The sequence below is a fragment of the Streptomyces sp. NPDC002564 genome, from assembly GCF_042889645.1.
GTDB lineage: Bacteria > Actinomycetota > Actinomycetes > Streptomycetales > Streptomycetaceae > Streptomyces.
In genome coordinates, this window is the sequence record NZ_JBIARE010000001.1 from 673,354 (window position 1) to 699,174 (window position 25,821).

A 25,821-nucleotide genomic window follows, 5' to 3' on the forward strand; every position below is an offset into this window, starting at 1 on the left:
GCGCGGTCAATGAATCGTCGGGCCCCTTGAGGCTGTCTTGAGATCCTTGGCCATGTCTTGACGCAATCATGGTCATGACATTGCCTTGGCGTAATCATGCGTGATGGACAACATCGGGCTTTCCCCCGCAAGCCGGTCAATGAGTCCGATATACGGGCGCGGATGTCTCGGAATGCGTACATCCGGATGGGCTCGGACTCATACGGGTGGGGTAAATGTGCGGTTTATACCTCCTGAGGCGATATTTGGCGGTAAGTGACTCGGCTCACCTCGCGTGGGCACCAGGACAGCACCAGGACAGGAGGACTCATGCGTGGAGCCACGCACGCCAAGTGGGCCGCATGTGCGGTGGCGGTCGCTCTCGCGGCGACGGCCTGTGGTGGCGGGGGGAGCGGCGGCGGTGGCGACGGCTCCGGCATCGTGAGCTCCTCGTGGGGCGACCCGCAGAACCCGCTCGAGCCGGCGAACACCAACGAGGTCCAGGGCGGCAAGATCCTCGACATGGTCTTCCGGGGCCTGAAGCGGTACGACCCGAAGACCGGCGAGGCGAAGGACATGATCGCCGAGTCGATCGACACGAAGGACGCGCAGAACTTCACGGTCAAGATCAAGAAGGACTGGAAGTTCAGCGACGGCGAGAAGATCACCGCCAAGTCCTTCGTGGACGCCTGGAACTACGGCGCGAACCTCAAGAACAACCAGAAGAACGCCTACTTCTTCGGCTACATCGAGGGCTACGACAAGGTCCACCCGGAGAAGGGCGACCCCAGCGCCCGGACGCTCTCCGGGCTGAAGGTCGTCGACGACACGACCTTCACCGTCAAGCTCAGCCAGAAGTTCTCCACCTGGCCCGACACCCTCGGCTACCCGGCCTTCGCGCCGCTGCCCAAGGCGTTCTACGACGACCACGAGAAGTGGCTCTCCAAGCCCATCGGCAACGGGCCGTACACCGTGGACTCGTACACCAAGGGCTCCAAGATGTCCCTGCGCAAGTGGGACGGCTACCCCGGCGACGACAAGGCGCAGAACGGCGGTGTGGACATGAAGGTCTACACCGACAACAACACCGCCTACACCGACCTGATGGCGGGCAACCTCGACCTCGTCGACGACGTCCCCGCCTCGCAGCTCAAGAACGCCAAGAACGACCTCGGCGACCGCTACATCAACACCCCCGCCGGCATCATCCAGACCCTGGCCTTCCCCTTCTACGACAGCAAGTGGAACAAGCCGGGCACGGAGAAGGTCCGCCAGGGCCTGTCCATGGCGATCAACCGCGAGCAGATCACCGACACGATCTTCCAGAAGACCCGCACGCCCGCGTCCGACTGGACCTCGCCGGTGCTCGGCGACAAGGGCGGCTTCAAGAAGGGGCTGTGCGGCGACCCCTGCACCTACGACGCCGAGCAGGCCAAGAAGCTGGTCAAGGACGGCGGCGGCATCCCCGGCGGCACCCTGAAGATCTCGTACAACGCGGACACCGGCTCGCACAAGGAGTGGGTCGACGCCGTCTGCAACTCCATCAACAAGGCCCTCGGCAACGACAAGGCCTGCGTCGCGAGCCCCATCGGCACCTTCGCGGACTTCCGCAGCAAGGCCTCCAAGCAGGAGCTCGACGGCGCCTGGCGCGCGGGCTGGCAGATGGACTACCCGCTGATCCAGAACTTCCTGGAGCCGGTCTACTTCACCGACGCCCCCTCCAACGACGGCAAGTACACCGACGAGCAGTTCGACAAGCTCGTCAACGAGGCCAACGCGGAGACGGACACCGGCAAGGCCATCACCAAGTTCCAGGACGCCGAGAAGATCCTCGCCAAGGACATGCCCGCCATCCCGCTCTGGTACCAGAACGGCAGCGCCGGCTACTCGGACAAGGTCTCCGACGTCTCGCTGAACCAGTTCAGCGTGCCGGTCTACAACGAGATCAAGGTCAACTGAGACGCCGGGAGCGGCCGCCGGGGCCCGCCGCCGGGACCGGCGGCCGCTCCCCCTAATCCCGGAGCCCCCATGGGACGTTATGTGATCCGGCGTCTGCTGCAGATGATCCCGGTCTTCTTCGGCGCCACCCTGCTGATCTTCCTGATGGTGAACGTGATGGGCGACCCCGTCGCGGGCCTGTGCGGCGACCGCAAGTGCGACCCCGCCACGGCCACCCAGCTGAAGAAGGAGTTCGGCCTCGATAAGCCGGTGTGGCAGCAGTACCTGACGTACATGGGCAACGTCTTCACCGGCGACTTCGGGACCGCCTTCAACGGCCAGAAGGTCACCGAGCTGATGTCGGCCGCCTTCCCGGTCACCATCCGCCTGACCCTCGTCGCCATCGTCTTCGAGATCGTCATCGGCATCTCGCTGGGCGTCCTGACCGGACTGCGCCGCGGCCGCCCGATCGACACCGTGGTGCTGCTGCTCACCCTCGTGGTGATCTCGATCCCCACCTTCGTCACCGGCCTCGTGCTGCAACTGCTGCTCGGCGTCCAGTGGGGGGTCATCAAACCCTCGGTGTCGAGCGAGGCGCCCTTCAACGAACTCCTGATCCCCGGCCTCGTCCTCGCCTCGGTCTCCCTGGCGTACGTGACCCGACTGACCCGCACCTCCATCGCGGAGAACCGGCGCGCCGACTACGTCCGCACCGCCGTCGCCAAGGGCCTGCCCCGGCGCCGCGTCATCACCCGGCACCTGCTGCGCAACTCCCTGATCCCGGTGGTCACCTTCATCGGCACCGACGTGGGCGCCCTGATGGGCGGCGCGATCGTCACCGAGCGGATCTTCAACATCCACGGCGTCGGCTTCCAGCTCTACCAGGGGATCCTCCGCCAGAGCACCCAGACCGTCGTCGGCTTCGTGACCGTCCTCGTCCTGGTCTTCCTGGTGGCCAACCTGATCGTCGACCTCCTGTACGCCGTACTCGACCCGAGGATCCGCTATGCCTGAACCCCACCAGCCAGAGGGCGCCATCGCCGCGACCGGCGCGGGCGGCGCGATGGACCTCGCCACGAGCGAGGGAGCGGCCCTGGGCACGGCGCCGGGCGGCCCCGACGGCAGCGGCCCCGCCGCCCAGGCCCGCAGCCTGTGGTCCGACGCCTGGCGGGACCTGCGGCGCAACCCGATCTTCATCATCTCGGGCCTGATCATCCTCTTCCTCGTCGTCATCTCGATCTGGCCCTCGCTGATCGCCTCCGGCAACCCGCTGGACTGCGACCTCGCCAACGCCCAGAAGGGCTCCGCCCCCGGCCACCCCTTCGGCTACAACGAGCAGGGCTGCGACGTCTACACCCGGGTCGTCTACGGCACCCGCGTCTCGGTCACCGTCGGCGTCTGCGCCACCCTCGGCGTCGCCCTCATCGGCAGCGTGCTCGGCGGGCTCGCCGGGTTCTTCGGCGGGGCGTGGGACGCGATCCTCTCCCGCATCACCGACATCTTCTTCGCCATCCCCGTCGTCCTCGGCGGCCTGGTGCTCCTGTCGGTGGTCACCAGCTCCACCGTCTGGCCGGTCGTCGGCTTCATGGTGCTGCTCGGCTGGCCGCAGATCTCCCGCATCGCGCGCGGCTCCGTCATCACCGCCAAGCAGAACGACTACGTCCAGGCGGCCCGCGCGCTCGGCGCCTCCAACTCCCGGATGCTGCTGCGCCACATCACCCCGAACGCCGTCGCCCCGGTGATCGTCGTCGCGACCATCGCGCTCGGCACGTACATCGCCCTGGAGGCCACGCTCTCCTACCTCGGCGTCGGCCTGAAGCCGCCGACCGTCAGCTGGGGCATCGACATCTCGGCCGCCTCCCAGTACATCCGCAACGCCCCGCACATGCTGCTCTGGCCGGCCGGCGCGCTGGCGATCACCGTGCTGGCGTTCATCATGCTCGGCGACGCGGTGCGCGACGCCCTCGACCCGAAGCTGAGGTAGGCGCCCATGGCAACCGTGGCATCCCAGGCGTCCGCGGCCGGTGCGCCCGACACCTCCCCCCTGCTCGAAGTGCGCGACCTGCACGTGGAGTTCCGCACCCGCGACGGGGTCGCCAAGGCCGTCAACGGCGTCGACTACAGCGTGGCGTCCGGCGAGACGCTGGCCGTGCTCGGCGAGTCCGGGTCCGGCAAGTCCGTGACCGCCCAGGCCGTCATGGGCATCCTCGACATCCCGCCCGGCAGGATCACCAAGGGCGAGATCCTCTTCCGCGGCCAGGACCTCCTCAAGCTCAAGGAGGAGGAGCGGCGCAAGGTCCGCGGCGCCGGCATGGCGATGATCTTCCAGGACGCGCTGTCCTCCCTGAACCCGGTGCTCAGCGTCGGCGAACAGCTCGGCGAGATGTACGTCGTCCACAAGGGCATGTCCCGCAAGGACGCCAAGGCCAAGGCCGTCGAGCTGATGGACCGGGTGCGCATCCCCGCGGCCAAGGAGCGCGTCGGGCAGTACCCGCACCAGTTCAGCGGCGGCATGCGCCAGCGCATCATGATCGCCATGGCGATGGCCCTGGAACCCTCGCTGATCATCGCGGACGAGCCGACCACCGCCCTCGACGTCACCGTCCAGGCCCAGGTCATGGACCTGCTCGCCGAGCTGCAGCGCGAGATGAACATGGGCCTGATCCTCATCACCCACGACCTCGGCGTCGTGGCGGACGTCGCCGACACCATCGCCGTCATGTACGCGGGCCGCATCGTCGAGCGCGCCCCCGTCCACGAGATCTACCGGGCGCCCGCGCACCCCTACACCCGGGGCCTGCTCGAATCCATCCCGCGCCTGGACCAGAAGGGCCAGGACCTCTACGCGATCAAGGGCCTGCCGCCGAACCTGATGAACATCCCGCCCGGCTGCGCCTTCAACCCCCGCTGCCCGATGGCCCAGGACATCTGCCGCACCGACGAGCCGCCGCTCGCGCAGGTGACGTACGAGGGACTGACCGCCGACCGCAGGAGCGCCTGCCACTTCTGGAAGGAGACGATCGATGCGGCCCAGTGACGGCGGCGCACACGTCAGCAAGAAGGAGCTGGAGGACGAGGGCGAGACCGCGCGGCAGCTGCTCGACAAGGCCCGCGGCGAGATGGACTTCGCCGCGCACGGCTCGGCCTCCGGGCACGAGCCGATCCTCCAGGTGCGCGGTCTGGTCAAGCACTACCCGCTGACGCAGGGCATCGTCATCCGCAAGCAGGTCGGCGCGGTCAAGGCCGTGGACGGCGTCGACTTCGACCTGACGCAGGGCGAGACGCTCGGCATCGTGGGGGAGTCGGGCTGCGGCAAGTCCACCGTCGCCAAGATGCTCGTCAACCTGGAGCGGCCCACCGCGGGCGAGATCCGCTACAAGGGCGAGGACATCACCCAGCTGTCCGGCCGCGCGCTCAAGGCCGTGCGCCGCAACATCCAGATGGTGTTCCAGGACCCCTACACCTCGCTCAACCCGCGCATGACGGTCGGCGACATCATCGGCGAGCCGTACGAGATCCACCCCGAGGTGGCCCCGAAGGGCTCGCGCCGGCAGAAGGTCCAGGACCTGCTCGACGTGGTCGGGCTCAACCCCGAGTACATCAACCGCTACCCGCACCAGTTCTCCGGCGGCCAGCGCCAGCGCATCGGCATCGCGCGCGGCCTCGCGCTGCGGCCCGAGATCATCGTGGCGGACGAACCCGTCTCCGCGCTCGACGTCTCCGTCCAGGCCCAGGTCATCAACCTCCTGGAGAAGCTGCAGGACGAGTTCGACCTCTCCTACGTCTTCATCGCCCACGACCTGTCCATCGTGCGGCACATCTCCGACCGGGTCGGCGTGATGTACCTCGGGCGGATCGTGGAGATCGGCTCGGACGAGCAGATCTACGACCACCCCACGCACCCCTACACCCAGGCGCTGCTCTCCGCGGTGCCGGTGCCCGACCCCGAGGCGCGCGAGCACCGGGAGCGGATCATCCTCTCCGGCGACGTCCCCTCGCCCGCCAACCCGCCCTCGGGCTGCCGCTTCCGCACCCGCTGCTGGAAGGCGCAGGAGCGGTGCGCCCTGGAGGTCCCGGCGCTCGCCGTACCCGCCGAGTTCCGGGGCGAGCAGGGCCCGGCCGCGCACGACTCGGCCTGCCACTTCGCCGAGGAGAAGCAGGTCGTGCCGTAGCCCGGCGGCGCTTAACGCACGGGTAATGCGGCCGTCGCGACGCCGATATACGGGCGCGGCACGCTGGACGACGTACGGCCGTGCGGGTGCCGTGGACCGGCCGGGGCTGCGCCATGCCGCCCCGGCCGGTCGCCCGCGCCTCAGGGGCGGGGCAGGCCCAGCGACCGCTTCAGGAAGTCGACCTGGAGCAGCAGGAGGTTCTCCGCGACCTGCTCCTGCGGGGTCATGTGCGTGACGCCGGAGAGCGGCAGCACCTCGTGCGGGCGGCCCGCGGCCAGCAGCGCGGAGGACAGCCGCAGCGAGTGCGCCACCACCACGTTGTCGTCGGCCAGGCCGTGCACGACGAGCATCGGGCGGTGCGGCTCGGCCGCGTCCACGATGCCGTCGTCCCAGATCAGCGAGGAGTGGCGGTAGGTCTCCGGGGTCCGGCCCGGGTCGCCCAGGTACCGCTCCTGGTAGTGCGTGTCGTACAGCCGCAGGTCCGTCACCGGGGCGCCGACCACCGCCGCGTGGAACACGTCGGGGCGGCGCAGCGCGGCCATGCCCGCCAGGTAGCCGCCGAAGGACCAGCCGCGGATCGCCACCCGCTCCAGGTCGAAGGGGAACCGGTCGGCGAGCGCGTGCAGCGCGTCCACCTGGTCCGCCAGGGCCAGCGTCAGGTCGTTCTTGACCGACTTCTCCCAGCCGGGGGAGTGGCCGGGGGTGCCGCGGCCGTCCGCGACGAGCACCGCGAAGCCCTGGTCGGCGAACCACTGCGAGGTCAGGAAGATGTTGTGCGCACGCTGCACACGCTGTCCGTGCGGGCCGCCGTACGGATCGAGCAGCACCGGAAGCGGCCCGTCCGTCTCCTTGTAATCCGTGGGGAGCAGGACGGCGCACGGAATGTTCCGCGTGCCCCCTTCGGTGAGCGTCACGCGCGGAGTGAGCCCCGGGCGCTGGGCGTGTGAGGCGACGGTCGCCACCTGCTTGCCCTCGCGCAGCACCTGGACCCGGGCGCCGGGCCGGTCCAGGGTGGCCGAGACCAGGACGGTCAGGCCGCCCGCGCGGACCGCGGAGTGCACGCCGGGCTCCTGCGAGACGCGCTCCACGCCCAGTTCGTTGACCCGGTACACATGGATCTCGCCGGTCTCCGGGTCGGCCGCCGCCGACCCCGCCGACGCCGAGATCAGGACATCCTCCTCGGTGACGTCCAGGACCGCGCGCACATGCAACTGCGGCCCGGTCAGCGGGCGTTCGCCCCAGGCCAGGACGCGCGCACCGCCCTCGTCCACGATCCGCACCAGCTTGCCGCTCGGCGACCAGCAGGGGGCACCGGAGAAGAGTTCGAGCCAGACCGGATCCTCCTCCGCGTGCACCATCCGCGTCGCCCCGCCGTCCGGGTCCACCGCGAGGTACAGCTGACTGCTCTGGTCGCGGGACTGCACGAGCAGCAGCGGCGCGCCGTCCGACGACCAGTGCACGCGCGCCAGGTAGGGGAACCGCGTCCGGTCCCAGATCACCTCGGTGCGCGACCCGTCCAGACCCAGCACGAACAGGCGTACGTCGGCGTTGGGCGTGCCCGCGGCCGGGTACGCGATCTGCTCGGGCGCCCGGTCCGGGTGCGCCGGGTCGGCGATCCACCACCGCCGCACCGGGGCGTCGTCCACCCGCGCCACGAGCAGCCGGTCGGATTCGGGAGACCACCAGAAGCCCCGTGAGCGGGCCATCTCCTCGGCCGCGATGAATTCCGCCAGACCGTACGTGACGGTCGCCTCCTGGCCCTGCTCGGGCTCCGCGAGGGCCCGGTCGCCGGAGCCGTCGGCACCCGTCACGCGCAGCGCGCCCCGCGCGACGTACGCGACGTGACGGCCGTCCGGCGCGGGGCGCGGGTCGATCACCGGCCCCGGCGCGGGCAGTTCACGCGTCGAGCCCGCGCACAGGTCCGCCGTGAAGAGCCGGCCCGACAGCGCGAACGCGGCCAGCCGGACCGCCGCGTCCGTCGCGTAGCCCACGATGCCCGCGCCGCCCTCCCGGCTGCGCTCGCGCCGCGCGCGCTCCTCGGCGGAGAGCTGCTCGGCCGCACCGCCGAGCAGGGCACCGGGATCGGCCGCCACCCGTTCGGTGCCGTCCGCCACGTCCAGGACCCAGAGCCGGTTGGCTCGATCGGTGCTCGAGGACGAACGGAGAAAAGCCACGCGCGAGCCGTCCGGCGCCGCCGTGAACGCACGGGGCGCGCCGAGGGTGAAACGCTGGGTGCGGGCGTGCTGACGCGGGAAGGAGAGGCTCTGTGCCGGGCTCTCTTCGGGCCTGGGAATGCCGGGGTTCTCGGTGGTCATCCCCTGAGCCTAGGGCGCATGCGCCCCCCTGTGCTGCCGTGCTCCGACTCATGCGTCCACACGGATAGTTATGATCCGTAGCGCTTGGTGGGTATGAACCTGCTGGCGTCCGCACTGGGTTACGACAACGACTTGGAGGTGACCGCCGTGGCACTCTCGATTTCGGCGGTGGTGCTGCTGGCGATCATCGTCTTCTTGTTGGTCAAGAAGTCAGGACTGAAAGCGGGACACGCGGTCGTGTGCACGCTGCTCGGCTTCTACCTCGCGAGCTCGTCCGTCGCACCGACCATCAACGAACTGACGACCAACGTGGCGGGGATGATCGGCGACATCAAGTTCTGAGCGGCCCCATCAGGTTCCCGGTGGGCCCCGGGGTGCTCGTAGGGTGGTCCCATGACGGAACCGCCCGCCCGGCGCCTGCTGCTCGTGCACGCGCACCCCGACGACGAGTCGATCAACAACGGCGCGACCATGGCCAAGTACACGGCCGAGGGCGCGCAGGTCACGCTGGTCACCTGCACGCTGGGCGAGGAGGGCGAGGTCATCCCGGCCGAGCTCGCCCGTCTCGCCGCCGACCACGAGGACACCCTGGGCGCCTGGCGCGTGGGGGAGCTGGCGGCCGCCATGCAGGAGCTGGGGGTCACCGACCACCGCTTCCTCGGCGGTGCCGGGCGCTACCGCGACTCCGGGATGATGGGCGCCGAGCAGAACCACCGCCCCGGCGCCTTCTGGTCGGCCGACCCCGACGAGGCCGCCGCCCACCTGGTCGAGGTGATCCGCGAGGTGCGCCCGCAGGTCCTCGTCACGTACGACCCCGACGGCGGGTACGGCCACCCCGACCACATCCAGGCGCACCGCGTCGCCATGCGCGCCGCCGAGCTCGCCGCCGACCCCGCCTTCCGCGCCGACCTCGGCGCGCCGCACACCATCGACAAGATCTACTGGAACCGCGCCCCGCGGTCCGCGGTCGAGGAGCGCTTCCGGTGGATGTCCGGCGCGCTGCGGCACTCGCCGTTCGACACCCCCGGCGCCGTCGCGGACGTGCCCGGCGTCACCGACGACGAGCGGATCACCACGGAGATCGACGGCAGCGCCCACCGGGCCGCCAAGGCGGCGGCGATGGCCGCGCACGCCACCCAGGTCACGGTGAGCGGCCCGCTCTTCGTCCTCTCCAACCAGCTCGCGCAGCCCGTCTTCGACGTGGAGTACTACGAGCTGGTCCGGGGCCGGGCCCCGGCAGCGGGAGCGCCGCGTGAGACCGATCTCTTCGCGGGACTCGAAAGGGTGACGGACGAGGCCGGGGTGAGCACCTCGTGAGCACCCGGTCCCGAGCGTCGTCGGGGGCCGGCTCCGGAGCCCCCAAGCGCCCTGCCGCCACCGCCTCCGGCGCCCGCAAGACGCCCCGCGAGGGCAACGCGGCGCCGGTTCCCGGCGGCTTCCTCGCCCAGCCCCTGCGGCCCGCGCGGGTGGCCGCCTGCGCCGGTCTCTTCGTGCTCGGCGCCGTCGTCGGCATCGCCGGGGCGCTCGTCCAAGGCGGCTTCTTCCCGGCCGGGTTGCTGCTCGCGCTCCTGGGCGCCGCCGGTCTCTTCCTCGGCGGCGCGCGGGCGATGGGCACCAAGGCGGGGGCCGTCGCGCCCGCCGCCGGCTGGCTCGTCGCGGTCCTGCTGCTCACCGCCACCAGACCCGAGGGGGACTTCGTCTTCGGCGCGGGTCTGGGCTCGTACGGCTTCCTGCTCGGCGGCATGGCCGTGGCTGTGATGTGCGCCACCCTCGGGCAGGGACCGCAACCGAGCGCTCCCGCGGCCCGACTTGGCAAGTGACGTACCACTTCGGCCCGTGTCGCGACCGGGTTTGACGCCGGTCACGGGATGGGTGCCGACGGCGGACAGTATGGTGGTGCGGCCGCCGAGCCTCCCCAACCTCCGGCCGGGGGGACCCCGGACGAGATCGAGTACGGGCGGCGGAGTCAACCAGGAGAACCTGCCTTGAGTCGTGAAACTGACAGTTCGTCCTCCGGTCCCCAGGGGCGCGGTGGAGCCGCATACCCCTCGGGGACGCCGCCGTACGGCTCCCCGGCCCAGGGCGCTGCCGAGGGCGGCGCGGACGGAGCGCGGCGGCAGGCCGCCGACGAGCGGCCCGACGAGCCCGAGACCCAGACCACGCTGACGACCCGGATCCGGATCAACATCCCCGGCTCCCGGCCCATCCCGCCGGTCGTCATGCGGACGCCCGTCGGCGACGAGGGCCCGCGCGGCGAGTCCTCCCCCCTGAACGGCGAGGGGCGCCGTGACGGCGCCGCGCCCGGTGCGGGCGGGACGCACGGGACGACGGGGGCCGGAGCCCCGGTCGCCCCGGGTTCCGCTTCCGGTTCCGGTTCCGGCCCCGGCGGTCCGGGAGACGGCGGTGCCGGGGCCCCCGCGGCGGGCGAGGAGAAGACGAGCGACTGGTTCGCGCCGCGCAAGTCCGCGGCGCCGTCCGCCCCCGCCGCGCCCTCTTCGGACAGCGGTTCCGGTACGGGCTCCTACGACGTGTCCGGCGCCGTGGCGTCGGGCCCGCTCGGCACGGGCGCCCCGCAGGGCGGCGACGCGCAGCGCGGCGACCTGCCGTACTTCTCCGCGGGCGCGGGCGACAGCGCCCCGGGCGGCCCCGGCCCCGGGGACTCCCGGCCCGCGGGCCCGACCGGCGGCCCGGTCACCGGCGACAGCCCGCTGGCGCCCCCCGCGGGACCCGCCGGCGTCCCCGGAGCCCCCGGCACGCCCGCCAACTCCGGCGCCCGGCCGCCGCGTTCCGGCGCCATGAGCGACGACACCGCGATCCTCACGCCGCAGAAGTCCGGCCCGGTCGCCCCGCCCCCCGGCGGGCACCGGCCCCCCGCCGGCGGACCGGTGCCCGGTGCGCCCGGCGGCCCCGGCGCCCCCGCGCCCGGCTCCAACGTCTCCGGCGAGACCCTCACCAGCGGCATCCCCGTCGTCCCGCCCGCGCACGACAACTCCCCGTTCCCGTCCGGCCCGCAGGGCGAGGGGCCGGCGGCGCACACCCCGCCGAAGCTGCCCGAGCCGGTCCGCTCGGACGTGCCCCCGGCCGCCCCGGCGCCCAAGAAGAAGAAAAAGGGCCGCAACAAGCTCGTCCTTCTCGCGGTCGCCGTCGTCGTGGTGGGCTGCGGCGCGTACGGCGCGGGTCTGCTGATGAACCACGCGGACGTCCCCAAGGGCACCACGGTGCTCGGCGTCGACATCGGCGGCGGCACCCGCGACGAGGCCGTCAAGAAGCTCGACGACGCCATCGGCGCGCGCGTCACCAAGAACCTGAAGCTGTCGGTGGACGGCGAGCCGGTCACGCTCAAGCCGGACCAGGCGGGCCTGACCCTCGACAGCCAGGCCACCGTCCGCGAGGCCGCGGGCAGCGACTACAACCCCGTCTCGGTGGTCGGCTCGCTGTTCGGCGGGCAGCGGGTCGTCGAGCCCGTCATGCCGGTCGACGAGGAGAAGCTGGCGGCCGCCCTGGAGCGCGCCGCGGGCGGCTCCGGCACGGCCAAGGAGGGCACGGTCGAGTTCGTGCCCGGCAAGGCCGTCCCGGTCTACGGCAAGGTCGGCAAGGGCATCGACCCGCAGGCGTCGACCACCGCCGTCGCCGACGCGTACAAGAAGCAGGTGCAGACGGGCAGCGCGGGCACCGTGCAGGTCCCGGTCACCACCCGCAAGCCGCAGATCGCCAAGGCCGAGGTCGACAAGTTCATGACGACCTTCGCCAAGCCGGCCATGTCCGCCAACGTCACGGTCAAGGCGGGCGCCAAGTCGATCCCCTTCGGCCCGGCCAGGTCGCTGCCGAAGATCCTGGAGACGAAGGCGCTGAAGGACGGCACCCTCCAGGTGCACTACAACCTCGAAGAGCTCAAGAAGCTCTACGGCAACGTCTTCGACGGCGTCCTGATCCAGCGCGGCGACGGCTCGCGGACGCCGGTCCAGCCGACCGACGTCGCCCAGGCCATGGGCAAGGCGCTGACCGGCAAGACGCCCGCCGAGCGGGTCGGCGTGATCGAGACCGACGCCAGCTGAGCCGCGGACGCCCTCGCCCGCGAGGAGCACCCGGAGCCGACCGGGCCGGATCCCCACGCGGGGGTCCGGCCCGGTCGGCGTGGGGGGCCGGTCGCGGGCGGGATGTCCGGCCGTCGGCATGACATCTGTCATCCCGTACTCACCACACCCGACACTGCCGCCGCCACCTGCGCTCTTGTGACGATGGTCGGCATGACGACGACAACGGCACCGCCCGCGACCAGCGCGGTGAGCTTCGAGCAGGTGACCAAGACCTACGGCGACGTCCGCGCCGTCGACGGACTGACCCTCGACCTGCGCCCGGGCGAGACCGTGGCGCTCCTCGGGCCCAACGGCGCGGGCAAGTCCTCCACCCTCGACCTGCTCCTCGGCCTGCGGCGCGCCGACAGCGGCACCGTGCGGGTCTTCGGGACCGAACCCCGCGAGGCGATCACCGCGGGCCGGGTCGGCGCGATGCTGCAGAGCGGCGGCCTGATGGGCGAGGTGACCGTCCGCGAGCTGGTGCGGCTCGCCTGCGACCTGCACCCCCGGCCGCACCGCGTGGCCGACGTGCTGGCCCGGGCGGGCATCAGCCAGATCGCCGACCGCAAGGTCGACAAGCTCTCCGGCGGCCAGGAGCAGCGGGTGCGCTTCGCCCTCGCCACGGCCGGTGCCAACGACCTGATCGTCCTCGACGAGCCGACCACCGGCATGGACGTCACCGCCCGCCAGGCGTTCTGGGCGACCATGCGGGAGCAGGCCGACCAGGGCCGCGCCGTGCTGTTCGCCACGCACTACCTGGAGGAGGCCGACGCGATCGCCGACCGCGTCCTGGTCCTGCACCGCGGCCGCCTCCTCGCGGACGGCACCGCGGCCGAGATCAAGGCCAAGGCCGGGGCCCGCAAGGTCGCCTTCGACCTGACCGGCGACGGCACCGACGACACCGGCATCGCGCCCGGGCTCGTCGGGCGGCTCCGCGCGCTGCCCTTCCTCACCACGCTGGACGTCTCGGGCCACACGGTCCGCATCCAGTCGACGGACGCCGACGCCACCGTGCACGCGCTGTACGGGCTCGGCCTCTACCCCCGCAACCTCGAGGTCGCCGGGCTCGGCCTGGAGCAGGCGTTCGTGGCGATCACCGAGGCCGAAGAGGCCAGGACCACCGCACCGGCAGGAAAGGCGTGAACGGCATGAACAGCCTCATCACACTGGAGATCACCCGCGCGCTGCGCAACCGCAAGTTCCTCTTCTTCTCGGTGATCTACCCCTCGGTGCTCTTCGTGATCATCGCGGGCAGTCGGAGCACCGCCGACAAGATCCCCGGCAGCGGCCTGTCCGTCCCCGCGTTCATGATGGTCTCGATGGCGTCCTTCGGCGCCCTCACCGCCGTCCTGATGGGCAACAGCGAGCGCATCGCCAAGGAGCGCGAGAGCGGCTGGGTGCGGCAGCTGCGCCTCACCTCCCTGCCCGGCCGCGGCTACGTCCTGGCGAAGACCGCGAGCGCGGCCGTGGTGAGCCTGCCGTCCATCGTCGTGGTCTTCGCGGTCGCGGGCGTCTTCAAGGGCATCCGCTTCGAGGCCTGGCAGTGGCTGGCGCTGACCGGCGCGATCTGGGCGGGCAGCCTCTGCTTCGCCGCGCTCGGCGTGGCCATCGGCTACCTCGCGTCCGGCGACGCCGTCCGCCCGATCACGATGATCATCTACTTCGGGCTCTCCATCCTCGGCGGCCTGTGGATGCCGGTGACGACCTTCCCGCACTGGCTGCGCGAGACGGCGTCCTGGCTGCCCACGCACGCGTACGCTGCCCTCGGGCAGGCCATCGAACTGGGCGACGCGCCGCACGCGAAGGACATCGTGCTCCTGGTCGCCTACTTCCTCCTCTTCGCGGGCGGTGCGGCATGGCTGTACCGGAAGGACACCCTGAAGTCGTGAGCGCGACAGGCACCGAAGACACCGCAGACACCGCAGGCGCCGAACTGCACCCCGTGCAGACGTTCGGACGGCCGCCCCAGGGCCGCCGCCAGTTCCTGGCGAAGGCGGGCTGGATCGGCGTCTGGCTGGTCTTCCTGAGCGCCCCGATCAAGGACCTGGCCGAGGGGCACCGCACGCCCCTCGGCACGGTGCTCGGCGCGCTCGGCCTGACCGTCTTCGTGGTCTGTTACCTGACTCTCGTCTTCCGCTACACCACCAAGATCCTCCGCTGGCGCGCCGTCCTCGTCTCGCTGGGCCTGCTGCTGGCCCTGGCCGTGGTCCTGGCCTTCTGCTTCGGTGACAACTGGCTCGGGCTCTTCGTGTACGTGTCGGTGTCCGCGGGCGCCGTCCTGCCGATGCGGTACGCGCTGTGGACCATCCCCGCGGTCACCCTCCTGATGATCGCGGTCGGCCTGCGCGACGACGGCATCGGCGACCTGGTCACCAACCTCGGGGTGATCACCCTCCTGGTCGGCTTCGCGATGTCCGGCGTCCGCCAGTTGATCCGTACGACGATCCAGCTCCGCCAGGCGCGGGCCACCGTCGCCCAGCTCGCCGCGAACGAGGAGCGGCTGCGGCTCGCCCGCGACCTGCACGACCTGCTCGGCCACTCGCTCTCGCTGATCACGCTCAAGAGCGAACTCGCCGGGCGGATGCTCCCCGGCCACCCCGACAAGGCCGCCCAGCAGGTCGCCGACATCGAACAGGTCAGCCGCCAGGCCCTGGTGGACGTCCGCGAGGCGGTCTCCGGCTACCGCAGGCGCACCCTGGCCGGCGAGCTCGCGGGCGCCCGTACGGCGCTGACCGCGGCGGGCGTGGACGCCGACGTCCCCGTGGAGCCGCCCGCCGGACTGCCGGGCGAGGAGGCGGAGGCCGCGCTGGCCTGGGCGCTGCGGGAGGCCGTGACCAACGTCGTACGGCACAGCGGCGCCCGGCACTGCACCGTGACGTTCACGGCCCGTCAGACGCTCGCGGGCCCGCTCCTGGAGCTGTGCGTGGAGGACGACGGGGTGGGCGGCGGGGGCGCGGCGGCGGGCAACGGCCTCACCGGCCTGACCGAGCGGGTGGCGGCGGTCGGCGGGGTCCTGGAGACCGGTCCGGGGGCGCGCGGCGGATTCCGCTTGGCGGTCCGGGTGCCGGTGGCGGCGTCGCCCGGGTGACCGCGGGCGTCCCGCTCGTGCGCCCCCTCGTGCTGCCGTGCGTCGATCAATGCGTGGGCACGGATCGTTATGATCCGTGGCGCCCGGTGGGTATCACCGGGGCCTTCTGCTCGGTCCCGTCGACCAGGGAGAGCGCCATGGCATCCTCGCCGACCCCGTCCCCGATCCCGTCCCCGTCCGCGCCGCAGTTCGAACTCCGCTGCGGCGGACTGCATGTCACCGTCCAGCGCGTACCGGTCTGGCTGGTCTCGCTGCTGACCACCGCCGGAGGCATCGGCGCCGCGTGGTGGGCCAGGTGAGAGCGCCGGACGCCCCCGCCGCCGTCGCGGCCGGGGACGGCGGCCGTAGCCTGGGGCGCATGGAAGAGACGTCCCAGGAGCACCGCCCGTCCCCGCCGGTGCGGATCCTCCTCGCCGAGGACCAGGCGATGGTCCGTGAGGCCCTCGCCGCGCTGCTCGGCCTGGAGCCGGACATCGAGGTCGTCGCCCAGGTGGCCCGCGGCGACGAGGTGCTCCCTGCCGTGCGCGCGCACGCCGTGGACGTCGCGCTGCTCGACATCGAGATGCCGGGGCTGACCGGCATCGAGGCGGCGGCCCGACTGCACGCGGAGTTCCCCGCGTTGAAGGTCGTCGTGCTCACCACCTTCGGGCGTCCCGGCTATCTGCGCAGTGCCATGGAGGCCGGCGCCGACGCCTTCCTGGTCAAGGACGCCCCGGCCGCCCAGCTCGCCGCGGCGGTGCGCAAGGTGCTCGCGGGGGAGCGGGTCATCGACCCCACGCTGGCGGCGGCGGCCCTCGCCGGGGGCGCCAACCCGCTGACCGACCGCGAGCGCGAGGTGCTGCGCGCGGCCGCCGACGGCGCCACCAACGCCGAACTGGCCGCCGCCCTGCACCTCTCCCGGGGCACGGTCCGCAACTACCTCTCGACGGCCATCCAGAAGCTCGCCGTGCGCAACCGCGCGGAGGCGGTCAGGACCGCCCGCGACAAGGGCTGGCTCTGACCGGCCCGCCCGGGTCCGGTCAGTTCAGCATCGCCCGCGCCCCCCGCGCCTGCCGCCGCACCCGGTCGGCCGCCGCCGGGTCCAGGGCGGCGACCTCCTCGGCGTAGGAGTCCAGCTCCCGCGCGCCCACGAGATAGTCCCCCTTCTGCACGAGGAGTTCGGCGCGCTCGTGGCGCAGCCGGGGCGGCGGCGACGGCAGGAGCAGCAGCAGCTCGACGGCCCAGAGCGCGACGTCGGCGCGTTCGGGGCGCGGCGCGGCCCAGGCGCGGATGTTGTTGAGGACGCGCCCCACGATGTCCAGCGGGCCCGCGGGGACCAGCATCGACGCCACGGGCGGGGCCCCGGTGGCGGCAGCGACCAGGAGGTCCACGTCGGTGCCGGTGAGGAGGCGTCCGCCGTCGAAGGGGTCGGCGAGGATCTGGTCGTCGCGGGGTCCGAAGCCGACGACGAAGTGTCCGGGCAGGGCGACTCCGTAGACGGGGGCTCCGGCGCGGCGGGCGACTTCCATCCAGACGACGGACAGGAGGATGGGCAGGCCCCTGCGGCGGCGCAGGACCCGGTGCAGGAGCGAGGAGTCCAGGCGCTGGTAGTCGCCGGGTCTTCCCCTGAACCCGCAGCGGGCGCCGAGGAGTTCGGACAGGGCGGCCGCCCAGGCGCGCGGGTCGTCGCCGGGGCGGGAGCGGTGGGCGAGGGCGGCCTGCTCCGCGAGCCGGTCGAGCAGCCGCCGCGCCGCGTCCAGGCCCGCCGCGTCCAGGGCGGGGTCGGTCTCGGTACCGATCAGCAGGCACAGCAGCGCGAGATCGGGCCGCGCGGACCGCGCCTCGGCCGCGAACAGCCGTCGCCACTCGGTGGTTCCGGGGGGTCGGGGGTGCATACGTGCGTGGTGCCCCCTCGCGCCGATCGATACGTCGGGCGCGGCCCTCCGGTGCCCGCCCGGGGCCGGTCAGTTCAGCATCGCCCGGGCGGCCCGCGCCTGTTGGCGCACCCGGTCCGCCGTGGTCGGCTCGACCGTCGTCACCACATCGGCGTACGCGTCGAGCTCCGCGGCGCCGCCCAGGAAGTCGCCGCGCTGGACGAGGAGTTGGGCCCGCTCGTAGCGCAGCCGCGCCGGATGGGCGGGCAGCAGGAGGGAGAGTTCGAGGGCCCACAGCGCGACGTCGGAGCGCTCGGGGCGGGCGGCGGCCCAGGCGCGGATGTTGTTGAGGATGCGCTTGACGATGTTCAGCGGGTCGGCGGGCGTCAGCATGGACGGCTGGATGCCCGTACCGGCCGTCCCGGCGACCAAGAGCTCCGCGTCGGTGCCGGTGAGGAGGCGTCCGCCGTCGAAGGGGTCGGCGAGGATCTGGTCGTCGCGGGGTCCGAAGCCGACGACGAAGTGTCCGGGCAGGGCGACTCCGTAGACGGGGGCTCCGGCGCGGCGGGCGACTTCCATCCAGACGACGGACAGGAGGATGGGCAGGCCCCTGCGGCGGCGCAGGACCCGGTGCAGGAGCGAGGAGTCCAGACGCTGGTAGTCGCCCGGCTGCCCCTCGAACCCGCACTGTTCACCGAGGAGTTCGGCCATCGCCGTCGCCCAGGCGCGCGGCCCGCCGGGCCGGAAGGGCAGCAGGCCCGCGAGCCGGTCGAGCTCGATGTCGGCGGCGTCCAGTCCCGCCTGGTCCAGGGAGGGGTCCGCCTCGGTGCCGATCAGCAGGCACAGCAGCGCGAGACCGGGCCGCTCCGAGCGTGCCTCTTCGGTGAACCGCCGCCGCCATTCGCCGGACTCCGCGTGCATACGTGCCTCGTGTCTGCCCGTGTCGGGCGCTGTCTCCGTGCCGTGCTCTGCCGTGCCGTGCCTGCCGTGCTCCACCGGACCCCGCCGCTCCCGGTCAGGCGGGGCCGTAACGGTAGTGGTGGTAGGCGTGATGCGCGGCGAAACCCATCCCGCCGTACAGCGCCCGCGCGCCGTCGTTGTCGGCCTCGACCTGCAGCCAGGCCGCCGAAGCGCCCTCGGACAGGGCCTGCCGGGCCAGCGCGGTCATCACCGCGGTGGCGAGTCCCCGGCGCCGGTGCTCCGGATCCACCTCGACCGCCATGAATCCCGCCCAGCGCCCGTCCACCACGCACCGCCCGATCGCGGCCGGGGCGCCACCGCTCCCGGGCACGGAAGCGAACCATACCGAGGGCCCGCTCGCCAGCACCTCGAGCACATGCGGTCCGGGAAGCCCGAACCGCTTGTACCGCCGCAGCCACGCCTCGTCGAAGGTCCGGGACAGCTCCACCCGGTCCGCGTCCGCGGCCAGGTCCCCGACCGGCGCGAGAGCGCCCACGTGGAGCTCCGCGGTCGCCTCGCGCGCCCAGCCGCGCTCCTCCAGGGCGGCGCCGAGCAGCTCCTGCGTGCCCTCGGCGCCGGTCGCGGTCTGCACGTAGGCGGGCAGCTCACGGGCCGTGTACCAGGCGCGCACCCGGGCGAGCGCGTCGTCCAGCGGCAGCCCCGGATCGCCCAGCGGCAGCACCGAGTTGGCGCGCCGGGTGAAACCGCCCGCCGCGCGCAGCTCCCACTCGCCGAGCCGCTCGCTCTCCACCGGCCGCCAGGCCCGCGCGGACACCCGGGCCAGCTCCGGGTACGAGGCGGCGGGGCCCCGTCGGCGGGCCGGCGCCGCGGGCACGACCTTGCCCGCGACCAGGGTGTCCTCCGCGATCCGGACCGTTTCGCCGTTCCGTCGTGTGATGAGCACCACACCGTCGTCCCACGATGTGAGAACACCCACCGTGTCGGTGAACTTCTCCACGGGCTCCACAGTGTCGTTCAAGCGCCGGATCGACACGCGTTTTCCCACGTCAGCGGGGGTAATGCGGACCTCGAGCCGTCCGCCGGCGGTGAATTCCACGGGTCTGTACGCCCCTCCTGTTCGGATCATGCCCAGGAACGGAGATACTAGGGGCGGGCATCGACGACGCCGCGCTCCCGCGCGCCAGGCGAGCGGAGCCTGAAGACGGCCCGCCAACGCCCGTATCGAGGAGGAACGACAGCGTGACCTACGTCATCGCGCAGCCTTGTGTCGACGTCAAGGACAAGGCGTGCATCGAGGAGTGCCCGGTCGACTGCATTTACGAGGGCTCCCGGTCCTTGTACATCCACCCGGACGAATGCGTCGACTGTGGAGCCTGCGAACCGGTCTGCCCGGTCGAGGCGATCTTCTACGAGGACGACACTCCTGAGGAGTGGAAGGACTACTACAAGGCGAACGTCGAGTTCTTCGACGAGCTCGGTTCGCCCGGTGGCGCGAGCAAGCTCGGCCTGATCGAGCGCGACCACGCCTTCATCGCCGCCCTGCCGCCGCAGAACCAGTAACGGCAGCCCGAGCGTCGCCCCGGTCCCGTACGGCATCCCCGCCGCACGGGGCCGCGGCGTTTGTCAGCACCAGCACCAGCACGGGAGTCACCACGTGTCCGCAGTCTCCGGCCGCCTTCCCACCTTCCCCTGGGACAAGCTCGAGCCGTACAAGGCCACCGCGGCCGCCCACCCCGGCGGCATCGTCGACCTGTCGGTGGGCACCCCGGTGGACCCGGTGCCCGAGCTGATCCAGAAAGCGCTGATCGCGGCGGCGGACTCGCCGGGCTACCCCACGGTGTGGGGCACCACCGAACTGCGCGACGCGATCACCGGTTGGTGCGAACGGCGCCTGGGTGCCCGGGGGATCACCCACCGCGACATCCTGCCCGTCGTCGGCTCCAAGGAGCTGGTGGCCTGGCTCCCGACGCAGCTGGGCCTCGGCCCGGGCGACGTCGTCGCCTACCCGCGGCTCGCCTACCCGACGTACGAGGTGGGCGCGCGCCTGGCCCGTGCCGAGTACGTCGCCTACGACGAGCCCACCGACCTGGACCCGACGAACCTCAGGCTCCTGTGGCTCAACTCGCCCTCGAACCCCACCGGCCGGGTGCTCACCCGCGAGGAGCTGGCCCGCACGGTCGCCTGGGCGCGCGAGCACGGCGTGCTCCTCGTCAGCGACGAGTGCTACCTGGAGCTGGGCTGGGAGGCCGAGCCGGTCTCGGTGCTGCACCCGGACGTGTGCGGCGGCTCGTACGAGGGCATCGTCGCCGTCCACTCGCTCTCCAAGCGGTCCAACCTCGCGGGCTACCGCGCGGCGTTCGCCGCCGGTGACGCGGCCGTCCTCGGCGATCTGCTGCAGATCCGCAAGCACGGCGGCATGATGACCTCCGCGCCGACCCAGGCGGCCGTCGTGGCGGCGCTCGGCGACGACCGGCACGTGCACGAACAGCGCGAGCGGTACGCAGCCCGGCGCGCGGCCCTGCGCGACGCGCTCGTCGGGCACGGCTTCCGGATCGAGCACAGCGAGGCGAGCCTGTACCTGTGGGCCACCCGTGACGAGTCCTGCTGGGACACCGTCGGCCGCCTCGCGGACCTCGGCATCCTGGTGGCGCCCGGCGACTTCTACGGCCCGGCGGGCGACCGCTTCGTCCGCGTGGCGCTGACGGCGACGGACGAGCGGGTCGCGGCGGCCGTGGAGCGGCTGTCCTGAGCCGGTCCGGACGCGGATCCGACGAAGGGCCCGGAGCCAGTGGCTCCGGGCCCTTCGCGCGCTACCGGGAGGTTCAGCCGAGCGGCAGGCTCTGCACCGGCAGCTGGTCGGCGGCCGGCAGGCCGCCCTTGGTCAGCGTGTCGGTGGGCAGGCCGCCCTCGGTGGCCGTGTCGGCGGTGTCGCCGAGCACCTGGCCCGCGCTGCCCGCGACGTCACCGGCGGCGCGCTGGGCCGCGGGGGTGGCGGTCTTGCCGGCCCGGCCGACGGTCTTGCCCGCGGCGGGTACGGCCTTCTTCACGGCCTTGCTGCCGGTGTTCCCGGCGAGGTTGCTGACGTTCTGGGCCGCGTCGTCGACGGTGTTGCCGAGGCCCGCGCCGTCCAGGGCGCTGACGCCGCCCAGGTCGGGGCCGGCGGGCAGGTCAACGGCGCTCGCGGAGCCGGCCGCACCGACCACGGAAGCTGCACCCGCTGCGCTGAGCAGCGCGGCACGGGCGATCCGGCGGGTCAGGGGGAGGGACATGATGCTCCTTCAGACGGGGAGAACGTGGGTGTGCCCGGCCGGATCGGATCCGGCTTCCCGCCGGACGGCTTCCGGCGATCGGACGCAGTGACTACCGCTCGAAGTCCGCGAAGGTTGCGGTGGGCCGACGTAAAGAGTTGGCAATGCGTCGCATTATCGGCTGCGGATAAAAACGGGCAAACGGCTCGCGTGCCGAAGCGCCGGAGAATCCTCGATTCCCAGTGATCTCAAGGGATTTGGGCATCCGGGGGCGGCGGCACGGAAAAGTCGGACGCGGAGCCGGCCCGCACCCCCCGCCCTACCCCGATCGAGGGACCCGCCGCACTACTGCCCGGTGACGATGCGCACCTGGTCCCCGGCCGCGCCGGGCCCGGCGGCCCGCGCCGCCCGCACCTTCCGCCACGTACCCGCGCTCTCGGCGTGCCATTCCCGGCCGCCGTAGGAAACCCGCTCGATGTGCAGCGCGGAAGCCTGTGCGACGGCCCAGTGCGCCAGCTCCCAGCCGCGCTGCGGCGGCCTGCCGTCGGCCACCGGGGCGGGCACGGGGACGGTCACCGTGCGCCCCCGGCCGTCCCGCGGGCGGACCTCCCGGCCGAAGTCGCGGGCGAGAGCGGCCCGCACCCGCGCGGGGCCTCCGGGGTCCGCGTCGGGGCGGCCCTCGCAGCCGAAGGTGGCGGGCGCCCGGCCGGTCAGCGCGGCGGCCAGCAGCGCGGCGTCCGGCTCGTGCTTGGCGTAGGCCTGCGGATAGCCGCTGCGCTGCACGCGCTGCGCGGCGACGGTCAGCGGCAGCCGCGAATAGCCGGGCACCTCGGCCAGGTGCGCGTAGAACCGCGCCGCCGAGTACGCCGGGTCCATGATCTGGCGCGCGTCGCCCCAGCCCTGCGAGGGGCGCTGCTGGAAGAGGCCGAGCGAGTCCCGGTCGCCGTGCGTGATGTTGCGCAGGCCGGACTCCTGCAGCGCGGTGGCGAGCGCGATGGCCACCGCGCGCTCGGGCATGCCGCGCGAGGTGCCGGCGGCGGCGACCGTCGCGGCGTTCTCCGCCTGCTCGGCGGTGAAGGTGTACGAGGCGCCGTCGGCCTTCCCGGACACGACCGTGCACGTCGGCTCGGGCTTGCCCCCGTAGACGTACTGCACGGCCACATAGCCCGCGACGGCCAGGAGCACGGCGGCCGCGGCCCCGAGACGGAGGAGACGGCCGCGCCGGACGAGGGTGGGGGGTGCAGGCACGCGTCCACGGTACTGGAGCGGCCGACCGGTCCCCGCGCCACCGGCGTTAGGGTCGTGCGTATGCCTCAGACACCCCTTGACCTCACGCTCGACGCCGCGGAGCTCACCGCGCGGCTGGTCGACTTCCCGTCCCCGAGCGGCGAGGAGAAGGCGCTCGCCGACGCCATCGAGACGGCCCTGCGCGGTCTGCCGCACCTCACCGTCGACCGGCACGGCAACAACGTGGTCGCCCGCACGAACCTCGGCCGCGCCGAGCGGGTCATCCTCGCCGGGCACATCGACACCGTGCCCGTCGCCGGCAACGTGCCCTCCCGGCTCGACGACGACGGCGTCCTGTGGGGCTGCGGCACCTGCGACATGAAGTCGGGCGTCGCCGTCCAGCTGCGCATCGCGCAGACCGTGACCGAGCCCAACCGCGACCTCACCTTCGTCTTCTACGACAACGAGGAAGTGGCCGCGCACCTCAACGGCCTGGGGCACGTCGCCGAGGCCCACCCCGACTGGCTCGCGGGCGACTTCGCCGTCCTGCTCGAACCGACCGACGGCCAGGTCGAGGGCGGCTGCCAGGGCACCCTGCGGGTCCTGCTGCGCACCAAGGGCGTACGGGCCCACTCCGCGCGCGCCTGGATGGGCTCCAACGCCATCCACGCCGCCACCCCGATCCTGCAGCGGCTCGCCGCGTACGAGCCCCGCAAGCCGGTGGTGGAGGGCCTGGAGTTCCACGAGGGCCTCAACGCCGTCCGCATCGAGGGCGGCGTCGCCACCAACGTCATCCCCGACGCGTGCACCGTCACCGTCAACTTCCGCTACGCCCCCGACCGCAGCGAGGAGGAGGCCCTCGCCTTCGTGCGCGACTACTTCGCGGACTGCGGCGTCGACGAGTTCGTCGTCGACGACCACACCGGCGCGGCCCGCCCCGGCCTCACCCACCCGGCCGCCGCGGCGTTCATGGCGGCCGTCGGCGGCGAGGCGCGCCCCAAGTTCGGCTGGACGGACGTCTCGCGCTTCAGCGCGCTCGGCGTGCCCGCGGTGAACTACAGCCCCGGCGACCCGCTGCTCGCCCACAAGATCGACGAGCGCGTGCAGGCGTCCCTGATCCCGGTGGCGGAGGAGCGGCTGCGCGCCTGGCTGACGGCGTAGCGGAGCTCCGGCGGGCGCCCGCACCGCGTCCGCCGGACGTCTGCCGGTGCCGGACATCCCGAGGTCCCTCGGCTGTAACCCGCGTAGACCTACGCTGTCAGTCACGTACGTCATGGAGGGAGCAGACGATGAGCCACCCCGACCCCAGCACGGACAGTGCGGACCGCGCTGCCAGGAAGCGTCCCGAGGAGCAGCGGCTCGGCCCGGTCCTGCGCCGGCGCGACAAGGTGCAGGCCGGCACCACCGATCAGCGTCTCCTCGACTCCGACGGACCCTCCGAGTGGGTGCACACGGATCCCTGGAGAGTCCTGCGCATCCAGTCCGAGTTCATCGAGGGCTTCGGCACGCTCGCCGAACTGCCGCCCGCGATCAGCGTGTTCGGCTCGGCGCGCACCGCGGAGGGCTCGCCGGAGTACGCGGCGGGCGTCGAGATCGGCAAGGCCCTCGTCGAGGCGGGCTTCGCCGTCATCACGGGCGGCGGGCCCGGCGCCATGCAGGCCGCCAACCAGGGGGCCGTCGAGGCGAAGGGCACCTCGGTCGGCCTCGGCATCGAGCTCCCCTTCGAGCAGGGCCTGAACCCCTACGTCGACATCGGGGTGAACTTCCGCTACTTCTTCGTCCGCAAGACGATGTTCGTGAAGTACGCGCAGGGCTTCGTGGTGCTGCCCGGCGGCCTCGGCACCCTCGACGAGCTCTTCGAGGCGCTCACGCTCGTCCAGACCCGCAAGGTCACGCGGTTCCCGATCGTCCTGTTCGGCTCGCAGTACTGGGGCGGCCTGGTCGACTGGCTGAAGAACACGGTCATCGCCCAGGGCAAGGCCTCCGAGGCCGACCTGCTCCTCTTCCACGTCACGGACGACGTGGAGGAGGCCATCACCCTGGTGACCAAGGAAGTCGGCAAGTAGCCCGCGAAGCACCCCTCCCCGAAGGGGAGTTACGCAAGTCCCCGGCGGGCGACCGCCGGGGGCCGGTGGCCCGCGATCGTCGCCACCATGTCGAGCACCTGCTTGGTCTCCGCGACCTCGTGCACCCGGTAGACCTGGGCGCCCAGCCACGCCGAGACCGCCGTCGTCGCGAGCGTGCCGAGCACCCGCTCCTTGACCGGCTTGTCGAGCGTCTCGCCCACGAAGTCCTTGTTGGACAGGGAGACCAGGACCGGCCAGCCGGTGTCCCGCATCTCGCCGAGCCTGCGGGTCGCCTCCAGGCTGTGCCGGGTGTTCTTGCCGAAGTCGTGCCCCGGGTCGATCATCACGGACTCCCGCGGGACGCCCAGCGCCACCGCGCGCTCGGCCAGGCCGACCGTCACACGCAGGATGTCGGCCATCACGTCCTCGTAGGTGACGCGGTGCGGGCGCGTGCGCGGCTCGGCGCCGCCCGCGTGCGTGCAGACCAGGCCCGCCCCGTGGCGCGCGGCCACCTCCGCGAGCTTCGGGTCGACGCCGCCCCACGCGTCGTTCAGCACGTCGGCGCCCGCCGCGCAGACGGCCTCGCCGACGTCGTGCCGCCAGGTGTCGACGCTGATCACCACGTCGGGGAACCGCCTGCGGACCTCGGCGACGAAACCGACCGTGCGGCGCGCCTCCTCCTCGGCGGTCACCTCCTCGCCGGGACCCGCCTTGACCCCGCCGATGTCGATGACGGCCGCGCCCTCGGCCACGGCCTGCTCCACGCGGGCGAGCGCGGGCTCGTCGCGGAACGTGGCGCCCTGGTCGTAGAAGGAGTCGGGGGTCCGGTTGACGATCGCCATGATCACCGGCTCGTGCGCGTCGAACTCGCGCCTGCCAAGCCTGAGCATCCCCTGTGGTCCTCCTGGGTCCTTGTCACCGTCCGGCCGCCTGTGACC

Annotated in this window: 25 protein-coding genes; 18 read left to right on the forward strand and 7 right to left on the reverse strand. The window is 72.6% G+C overall.

The window, feature by feature from the left end; translation table 11 throughout:
• Positions 1-309 precede the first annotated feature (309 nt).
• The 5 genes from ACFYXE_RS03090 to ACFYXE_RS03110 all read left to right on the forward strand — a co-directional run bounded on the left by ACFYXE_RS03090 (position 310) and on the right by ACFYXE_RS03110 (position 6,089).
• The gene (locus ACFYXE_RS03090; RefSeq protein WP_389308305.1) at positions 310-1,938 is read left to right on the forward strand and encodes an ABC transporter substrate-binding protein; all 1,629 of its coding nucleotides are present in this window, start codon (positions 310-312) and stop codon (positions 1,936-1,938) included.
• A gap of 69 nt (positions 1,939-2,007) precedes the next feature.
• A complete protein-coding gene (locus ACFYXE_RS03095; RefSeq protein WP_389308307.1) occupies positions 2,008-2,931 on the forward strand; it encodes an ABC transporter permease in 924 nt (307 codons plus the stop codon).
• A complete protein-coding gene (locus ACFYXE_RS03100) occupies positions 2,924-3,901 on the forward strand; it encodes an ABC transporter permease (protein WP_389308309.1) in 978 nt (325 codons plus the stop codon). The genes ACFYXE_RS03095 and ACFYXE_RS03100 overlap by 8 nt, the downstream gene beginning before the upstream one ends.
• A 6-nt stretch (positions 3,902-3,907) precedes the next feature.
• Complete coding sequence (locus tag ACFYXE_RS03105) at positions 3,908-4,954, forward strand: ABC transporter ATP-binding protein (RefSeq protein WP_389308311.1); 1,047 nt, start codon at positions 3,908-3,910, stop codon at positions 4,952-4,954.
• A gap of 82 nt (positions 4,955-5,036) precedes the next feature.
• On the forward strand, positions 5,037-6,089 hold the full coding sequence (locus ACFYXE_RS03110) for an ABC transporter ATP-binding protein (RefSeq protein WP_389309487.1): 1,053 nt from the start codon (positions 5,037-5,039) through the stop codon (positions 6,087-6,089).
• A 140-nt stretch (positions 6,090-6,229) separates the two neighbouring features.
• Here the strand turns inward: ACFYXE_RS03110 and ACFYXE_RS03115 are convergent, their stop codons facing one another.
• Positions 6,230-8,404, reverse strand: coding sequence for a prolyl oligopeptidase family serine peptidase (locus ACFYXE_RS03115; protein WP_389308313.1), 2,175 nt, complete (start codon positions 8,402-8,404; stop codon positions 6,230-6,232).
• Between the two features lie 147 nt (positions 8,405-8,551).
• Here ACFYXE_RS03115 and ACFYXE_RS03120 point away from each other — a divergent pair, with 147 nt between their 5' ends.
• The 9 genes from ACFYXE_RS03120 to ACFYXE_RS03160 all read left to right on the forward strand — a co-directional run bounded on the left by ACFYXE_RS03120 (position 8,552) and on the right by ACFYXE_RS03160 (position 16,568).
• Positions 8,552-8,746, forward strand: a complete 195-nt coding sequence (locus tag ACFYXE_RS03120) for a hypothetical protein (protein WP_055569071.1) — start codon at positions 8,552-8,554, stop codon at positions 8,744-8,746.
• A gap of 51 nt (positions 8,747-8,797) precedes the next feature.
• The gene (mshB, locus tag ACFYXE_RS03125) at positions 8,798-9,721 is read left to right on the forward strand and encodes an N-acetyl-1-D-myo-inositol-2-amino-2-deoxy-alpha-D-glucopyranoside deacetylase (protein WP_389308316.1); all 924 of its coding nucleotides are present in this window, start codon (positions 8,798-8,800) and stop codon (positions 9,719-9,721) included.
• A gap of 134 nt (positions 9,722-9,855) precedes the next feature.
• Positions 9,856-10,224, forward strand: a complete 369-nt coding sequence (locus ACFYXE_RS03130; protein WP_389309489.1) for a DUF6113 family protein — start codon at positions 9,856-9,858, stop codon at positions 10,222-10,224.
• Between the two features lie 165 nt (positions 10,225-10,389).
• Positions 10,390-12,459 carry a hypothetical protein gene (locus ACFYXE_RS03135; RefSeq protein WP_389308318.1) on the forward strand — a complete coding sequence of 690 codons (2,070 nt, stop codon included), beginning with the start codon at positions 10,390-10,392 and terminating at the stop codon, positions 12,457-12,459.
• A gap of 192 nt (positions 12,460-12,651) precedes the next feature.
• Complete coding sequence (locus tag ACFYXE_RS03140) at positions 12,652-13,623, forward strand: ABC transporter ATP-binding protein (RefSeq protein ID WP_389308320.1); 972 nt, start codon at positions 12,652-12,654, stop codon at positions 13,621-13,623.
• A 5-nt stretch (positions 13,624-13,628) separates the two neighbouring features.
• Positions 13,629-14,369, forward strand: coding sequence for an ABC transporter permease (locus tag ACFYXE_RS03145; protein WP_389308322.1), 741 nt, complete (start codon positions 13,629-13,631; stop codon positions 14,367-14,369).
• A 53-nt stretch (positions 14,370-14,422) separates the two neighbouring features.
• Positions 14,423-15,568 carry a sensor histidine kinase gene (locus tag ACFYXE_RS03150; RefSeq protein WP_389309492.1) on the forward strand — a complete coding sequence of 382 codons (1,146 nt, stop codon included), beginning with the start codon at positions 14,423-14,425 and terminating at the stop codon, positions 15,566-15,568.
• Between the two features lie 137 nt (positions 15,569-15,705).
• Positions 15,706-15,867: a hypothetical protein gene (locus ACFYXE_RS03155; RefSeq protein ID WP_361168470.1), complete on the forward strand. Its 162-nt coding sequence runs from the start codon at positions 15,706-15,708 to the stop codon at positions 15,865-15,867.
• A gap of 59 nt (positions 15,868-15,926) precedes the next feature.
• Complete coding sequence (locus tag ACFYXE_RS03160) at positions 15,927-16,568, forward strand: response regulator (protein ID WP_389308324.1); 642 nt, start codon at positions 15,927-15,929, stop codon at positions 16,566-16,568.
• 19 nt (positions 16,569-16,587) lie between these two features.
• Here the strand turns inward: ACFYXE_RS03160 and ACFYXE_RS03165 are convergent, their stop codons facing one another.
• From ACFYXE_RS03165 to ACFYXE_RS03175, 3 genes are all read right to left on the reverse strand, one after another.
• Positions 16,588-17,442: a transglutaminase-like domain-containing protein gene (locus ACFYXE_RS03165; RefSeq protein ID WP_361168476.1), complete on the reverse strand. Its 855-nt coding sequence runs from the start codon at positions 17,440-17,442 to the stop codon at positions 16,588-16,590.
• A 69-nt stretch (positions 17,443-17,511) separates the two neighbouring features.
• A complete protein-coding gene (locus tag ACFYXE_RS03170; RefSeq protein WP_389308327.1) occupies positions 17,512-18,342 on the reverse strand; it encodes a tetratricopeptide repeat protein in 831 nt (276 codons plus the stop codon).
• 94 nt (positions 18,343-18,436) lie between these two features.
• The gene (locus ACFYXE_RS03175; protein ID WP_389308329.1) at positions 18,437-19,438 is read right to left on the reverse strand and encodes a GNAT family N-acetyltransferase; all 1,002 of its coding nucleotides are present in this window, start codon (positions 19,436-19,438) and stop codon (positions 18,437-18,439) included.
• 143 nt (positions 19,439-19,581) lie between these two features.
• Between ACFYXE_RS03175 and fdxA the strand changes: the two genes are divergently transcribed.
• Positions 19,582-19,902, forward strand: coding sequence for a ferredoxin (gene fdxA, locus ACFYXE_RS03180; RefSeq protein ID WP_030573070.1), 321 nt, complete (start codon positions 19,582-19,584; stop codon positions 19,900-19,902).
• A gap of 94 nt (positions 19,903-19,996) precedes the next feature.
• Complete coding sequence (locus tag ACFYXE_RS03185) at positions 19,997-21,091, forward strand: bifunctional succinyldiaminopimelate transaminase/glutamate-prephenate aminotransferase (RefSeq protein ID WP_389308331.1); 1,095 nt, start codon at positions 19,997-19,999, stop codon at positions 21,089-21,091.
• Between the two features lie 73 nt (positions 21,092-21,164).
• Here ACFYXE_RS03185 and ACFYXE_RS03190 read toward each other — a convergent pair whose 3' ends face one another.
• Together ACFYXE_RS03190 and ACFYXE_RS03195 are read right to left on the reverse strand one after the other, a co-directional pair.
• Positions 21,165-21,611 (reverse strand): ATP-binding protein, encoded by a 447-nt coding sequence (locus ACFYXE_RS03190; RefSeq protein WP_361168488.1) that lies wholly within the window; start codon positions 21,609-21,611, stop codon positions 21,165-21,167.
• Positions 21,612-21,935: 324 nt separating this feature from the next.
• Positions 21,936-22,838: a heavy metal transporter gene (locus tag ACFYXE_RS03195; RefSeq protein WP_389308334.1), complete on the reverse strand. Its 903-nt coding sequence runs from the start codon at positions 22,836-22,838 to the stop codon at positions 21,936-21,938.
• 60 nt (positions 22,839-22,898) lie between these two features.
• Here ACFYXE_RS03195 and dapE point away from each other — a divergent pair, with 60 nt between their 5' ends.
• Positions 22,899-23,978, forward strand: coding sequence for a succinyl-diaminopimelate desuccinylase (dapE, locus tag ACFYXE_RS03200; RefSeq protein WP_361168494.1), 1,080 nt, complete (start codon positions 22,899-22,901; stop codon positions 23,976-23,978).
• Between the two features lie 128 nt (positions 23,979-24,106).
• Positions 24,107-24,883 carry a TIGR00730 family Rossman fold protein gene (locus ACFYXE_RS03205; protein ID WP_389308336.1) on the forward strand — a complete coding sequence of 259 codons (777 nt, stop codon included), beginning with the start codon at positions 24,107-24,109 and terminating at the stop codon, positions 24,881-24,883.
• Positions 24,884-24,912: 29 nt separating this feature from the next.
• On the opposite strand, the gene folP is transcribed toward ACFYXE_RS03205, so the two are convergent.
• Positions 24,913-25,773, reverse strand: a complete 861-nt coding sequence (folP, locus tag ACFYXE_RS03210; protein ID WP_361168500.1) for a dihydropteroate synthase — start codon at positions 25,771-25,773, stop codon at positions 24,913-24,915.
• Between the last annotated feature and the right edge of the window lie 48 nt (positions 25,774-25,821).

Bases quoted from the DNA above. Each gene is read 5' to 3' on its own strand.
- ACFYXE_RS03090 (WP_389308305.1), top strand. From the start codon at position 310: ATGCGTGGAGCCACGCACGCCAAGTGGGCCGCATGTGCGGTGGCGGTC.
- ACFYXE_RS03095 (WP_389308307.1), top strand. From the start codon at position 2,008: ATGGGACGTTATGTGATCCGGCGTCTGCTGCAGATGATCCCGGTCTTC.
- ACFYXE_RS03100 (WP_389308309.1), top strand. From the start codon at position 2,924: ATGCCTGAACCCCACCAGCCAGAGGGCGCCATCGCCGCGACCGGCGCG.
- ACFYXE_RS03105 (WP_389308311.1), top strand. From the start codon at position 3,908: ATGGCAACCGTGGCATCCCAGGCGTCCGCGGCCGGTGCGCCCGACACC.
- ACFYXE_RS03110 (WP_389309487.1), top strand. From the start codon at position 5,037: ATGGACTTCGCCGCGCACGGCTCGGCCTCCGGGCACGAGCCGATCCTC.
- ACFYXE_RS03115 (WP_389308313.1), bottom strand. From the start codon at position 8,404: ATGACCACCGAGAACCCCGGCATTCCCAGGCCCGAAGAGAGCCCGGCA.
- mshB (WP_389308316.1), top strand. From the start codon at position 8,798: ATGACGGAACCGCCCGCCCGGCGCCTGCTGCTCGTGCACGCGCACCCC.
- ACFYXE_RS03140 (WP_389308320.1), top strand. From the start codon at position 12,652: ATGACGACGACAACGGCACCGCCCGCGACCAGCGCGGTGAGCTTCGAG.
- ACFYXE_RS03145 (WP_389308322.1), top strand. From the start codon at position 13,629: ATGAACAGCCTCATCACACTGGAGATCACCCGCGCGCTGCGCAACCGC.
- ACFYXE_RS03155 (WP_361168470.1), top strand. From the start codon at position 15,706: ATGGCATCCTCGCCGACCCCGTCCCCGATCCCGTCCCCGTCCGCGCCG.
- ACFYXE_RS03160 (WP_389308324.1), top strand. From the start codon at position 15,927: ATGGAAGAGACGTCCCAGGAGCACCGCCCGTCCCCGCCGGTGCGGATC.
- ACFYXE_RS03165 (WP_361168476.1), bottom strand. From the start codon at position 17,442: ATGCACCCCCGACCCCCCGGAACCACCGAGTGGCGACGGCTGTTCGCG.
- ACFYXE_RS03170 (WP_389308327.1), bottom strand. From the start codon at position 18,342: ATGCACGCGGAGTCCGGCGAATGGCGGCGGCGGTTCACCGAAGAGGCA.
- ACFYXE_RS03190 (WP_361168488.1), bottom strand. From the start codon at position 21,611: ATGTCCCTCCCCCTGACCCGCCGGATCGCCCGTGCCGCGCTGCTCAGC.
- dapE (WP_361168494.1), top strand. From the start codon at position 22,899: ATGCCTCAGACACCCCTTGACCTCACGCTCGACGCCGCGGAGCTCACC.
- ACFYXE_RS03205 (WP_389308336.1), top strand. From the start codon at position 24,107: ATGAGCCACCCCGACCCCAGCACGGACAGTGCGGACCGCGCTGCCAGG.
- folP (WP_361168500.1), bottom strand. From the start codon at position 25,773: ATGCTCAGGCTTGGCAGGCGCGAGTTCGACGCGCACGAGCCGGTGATC.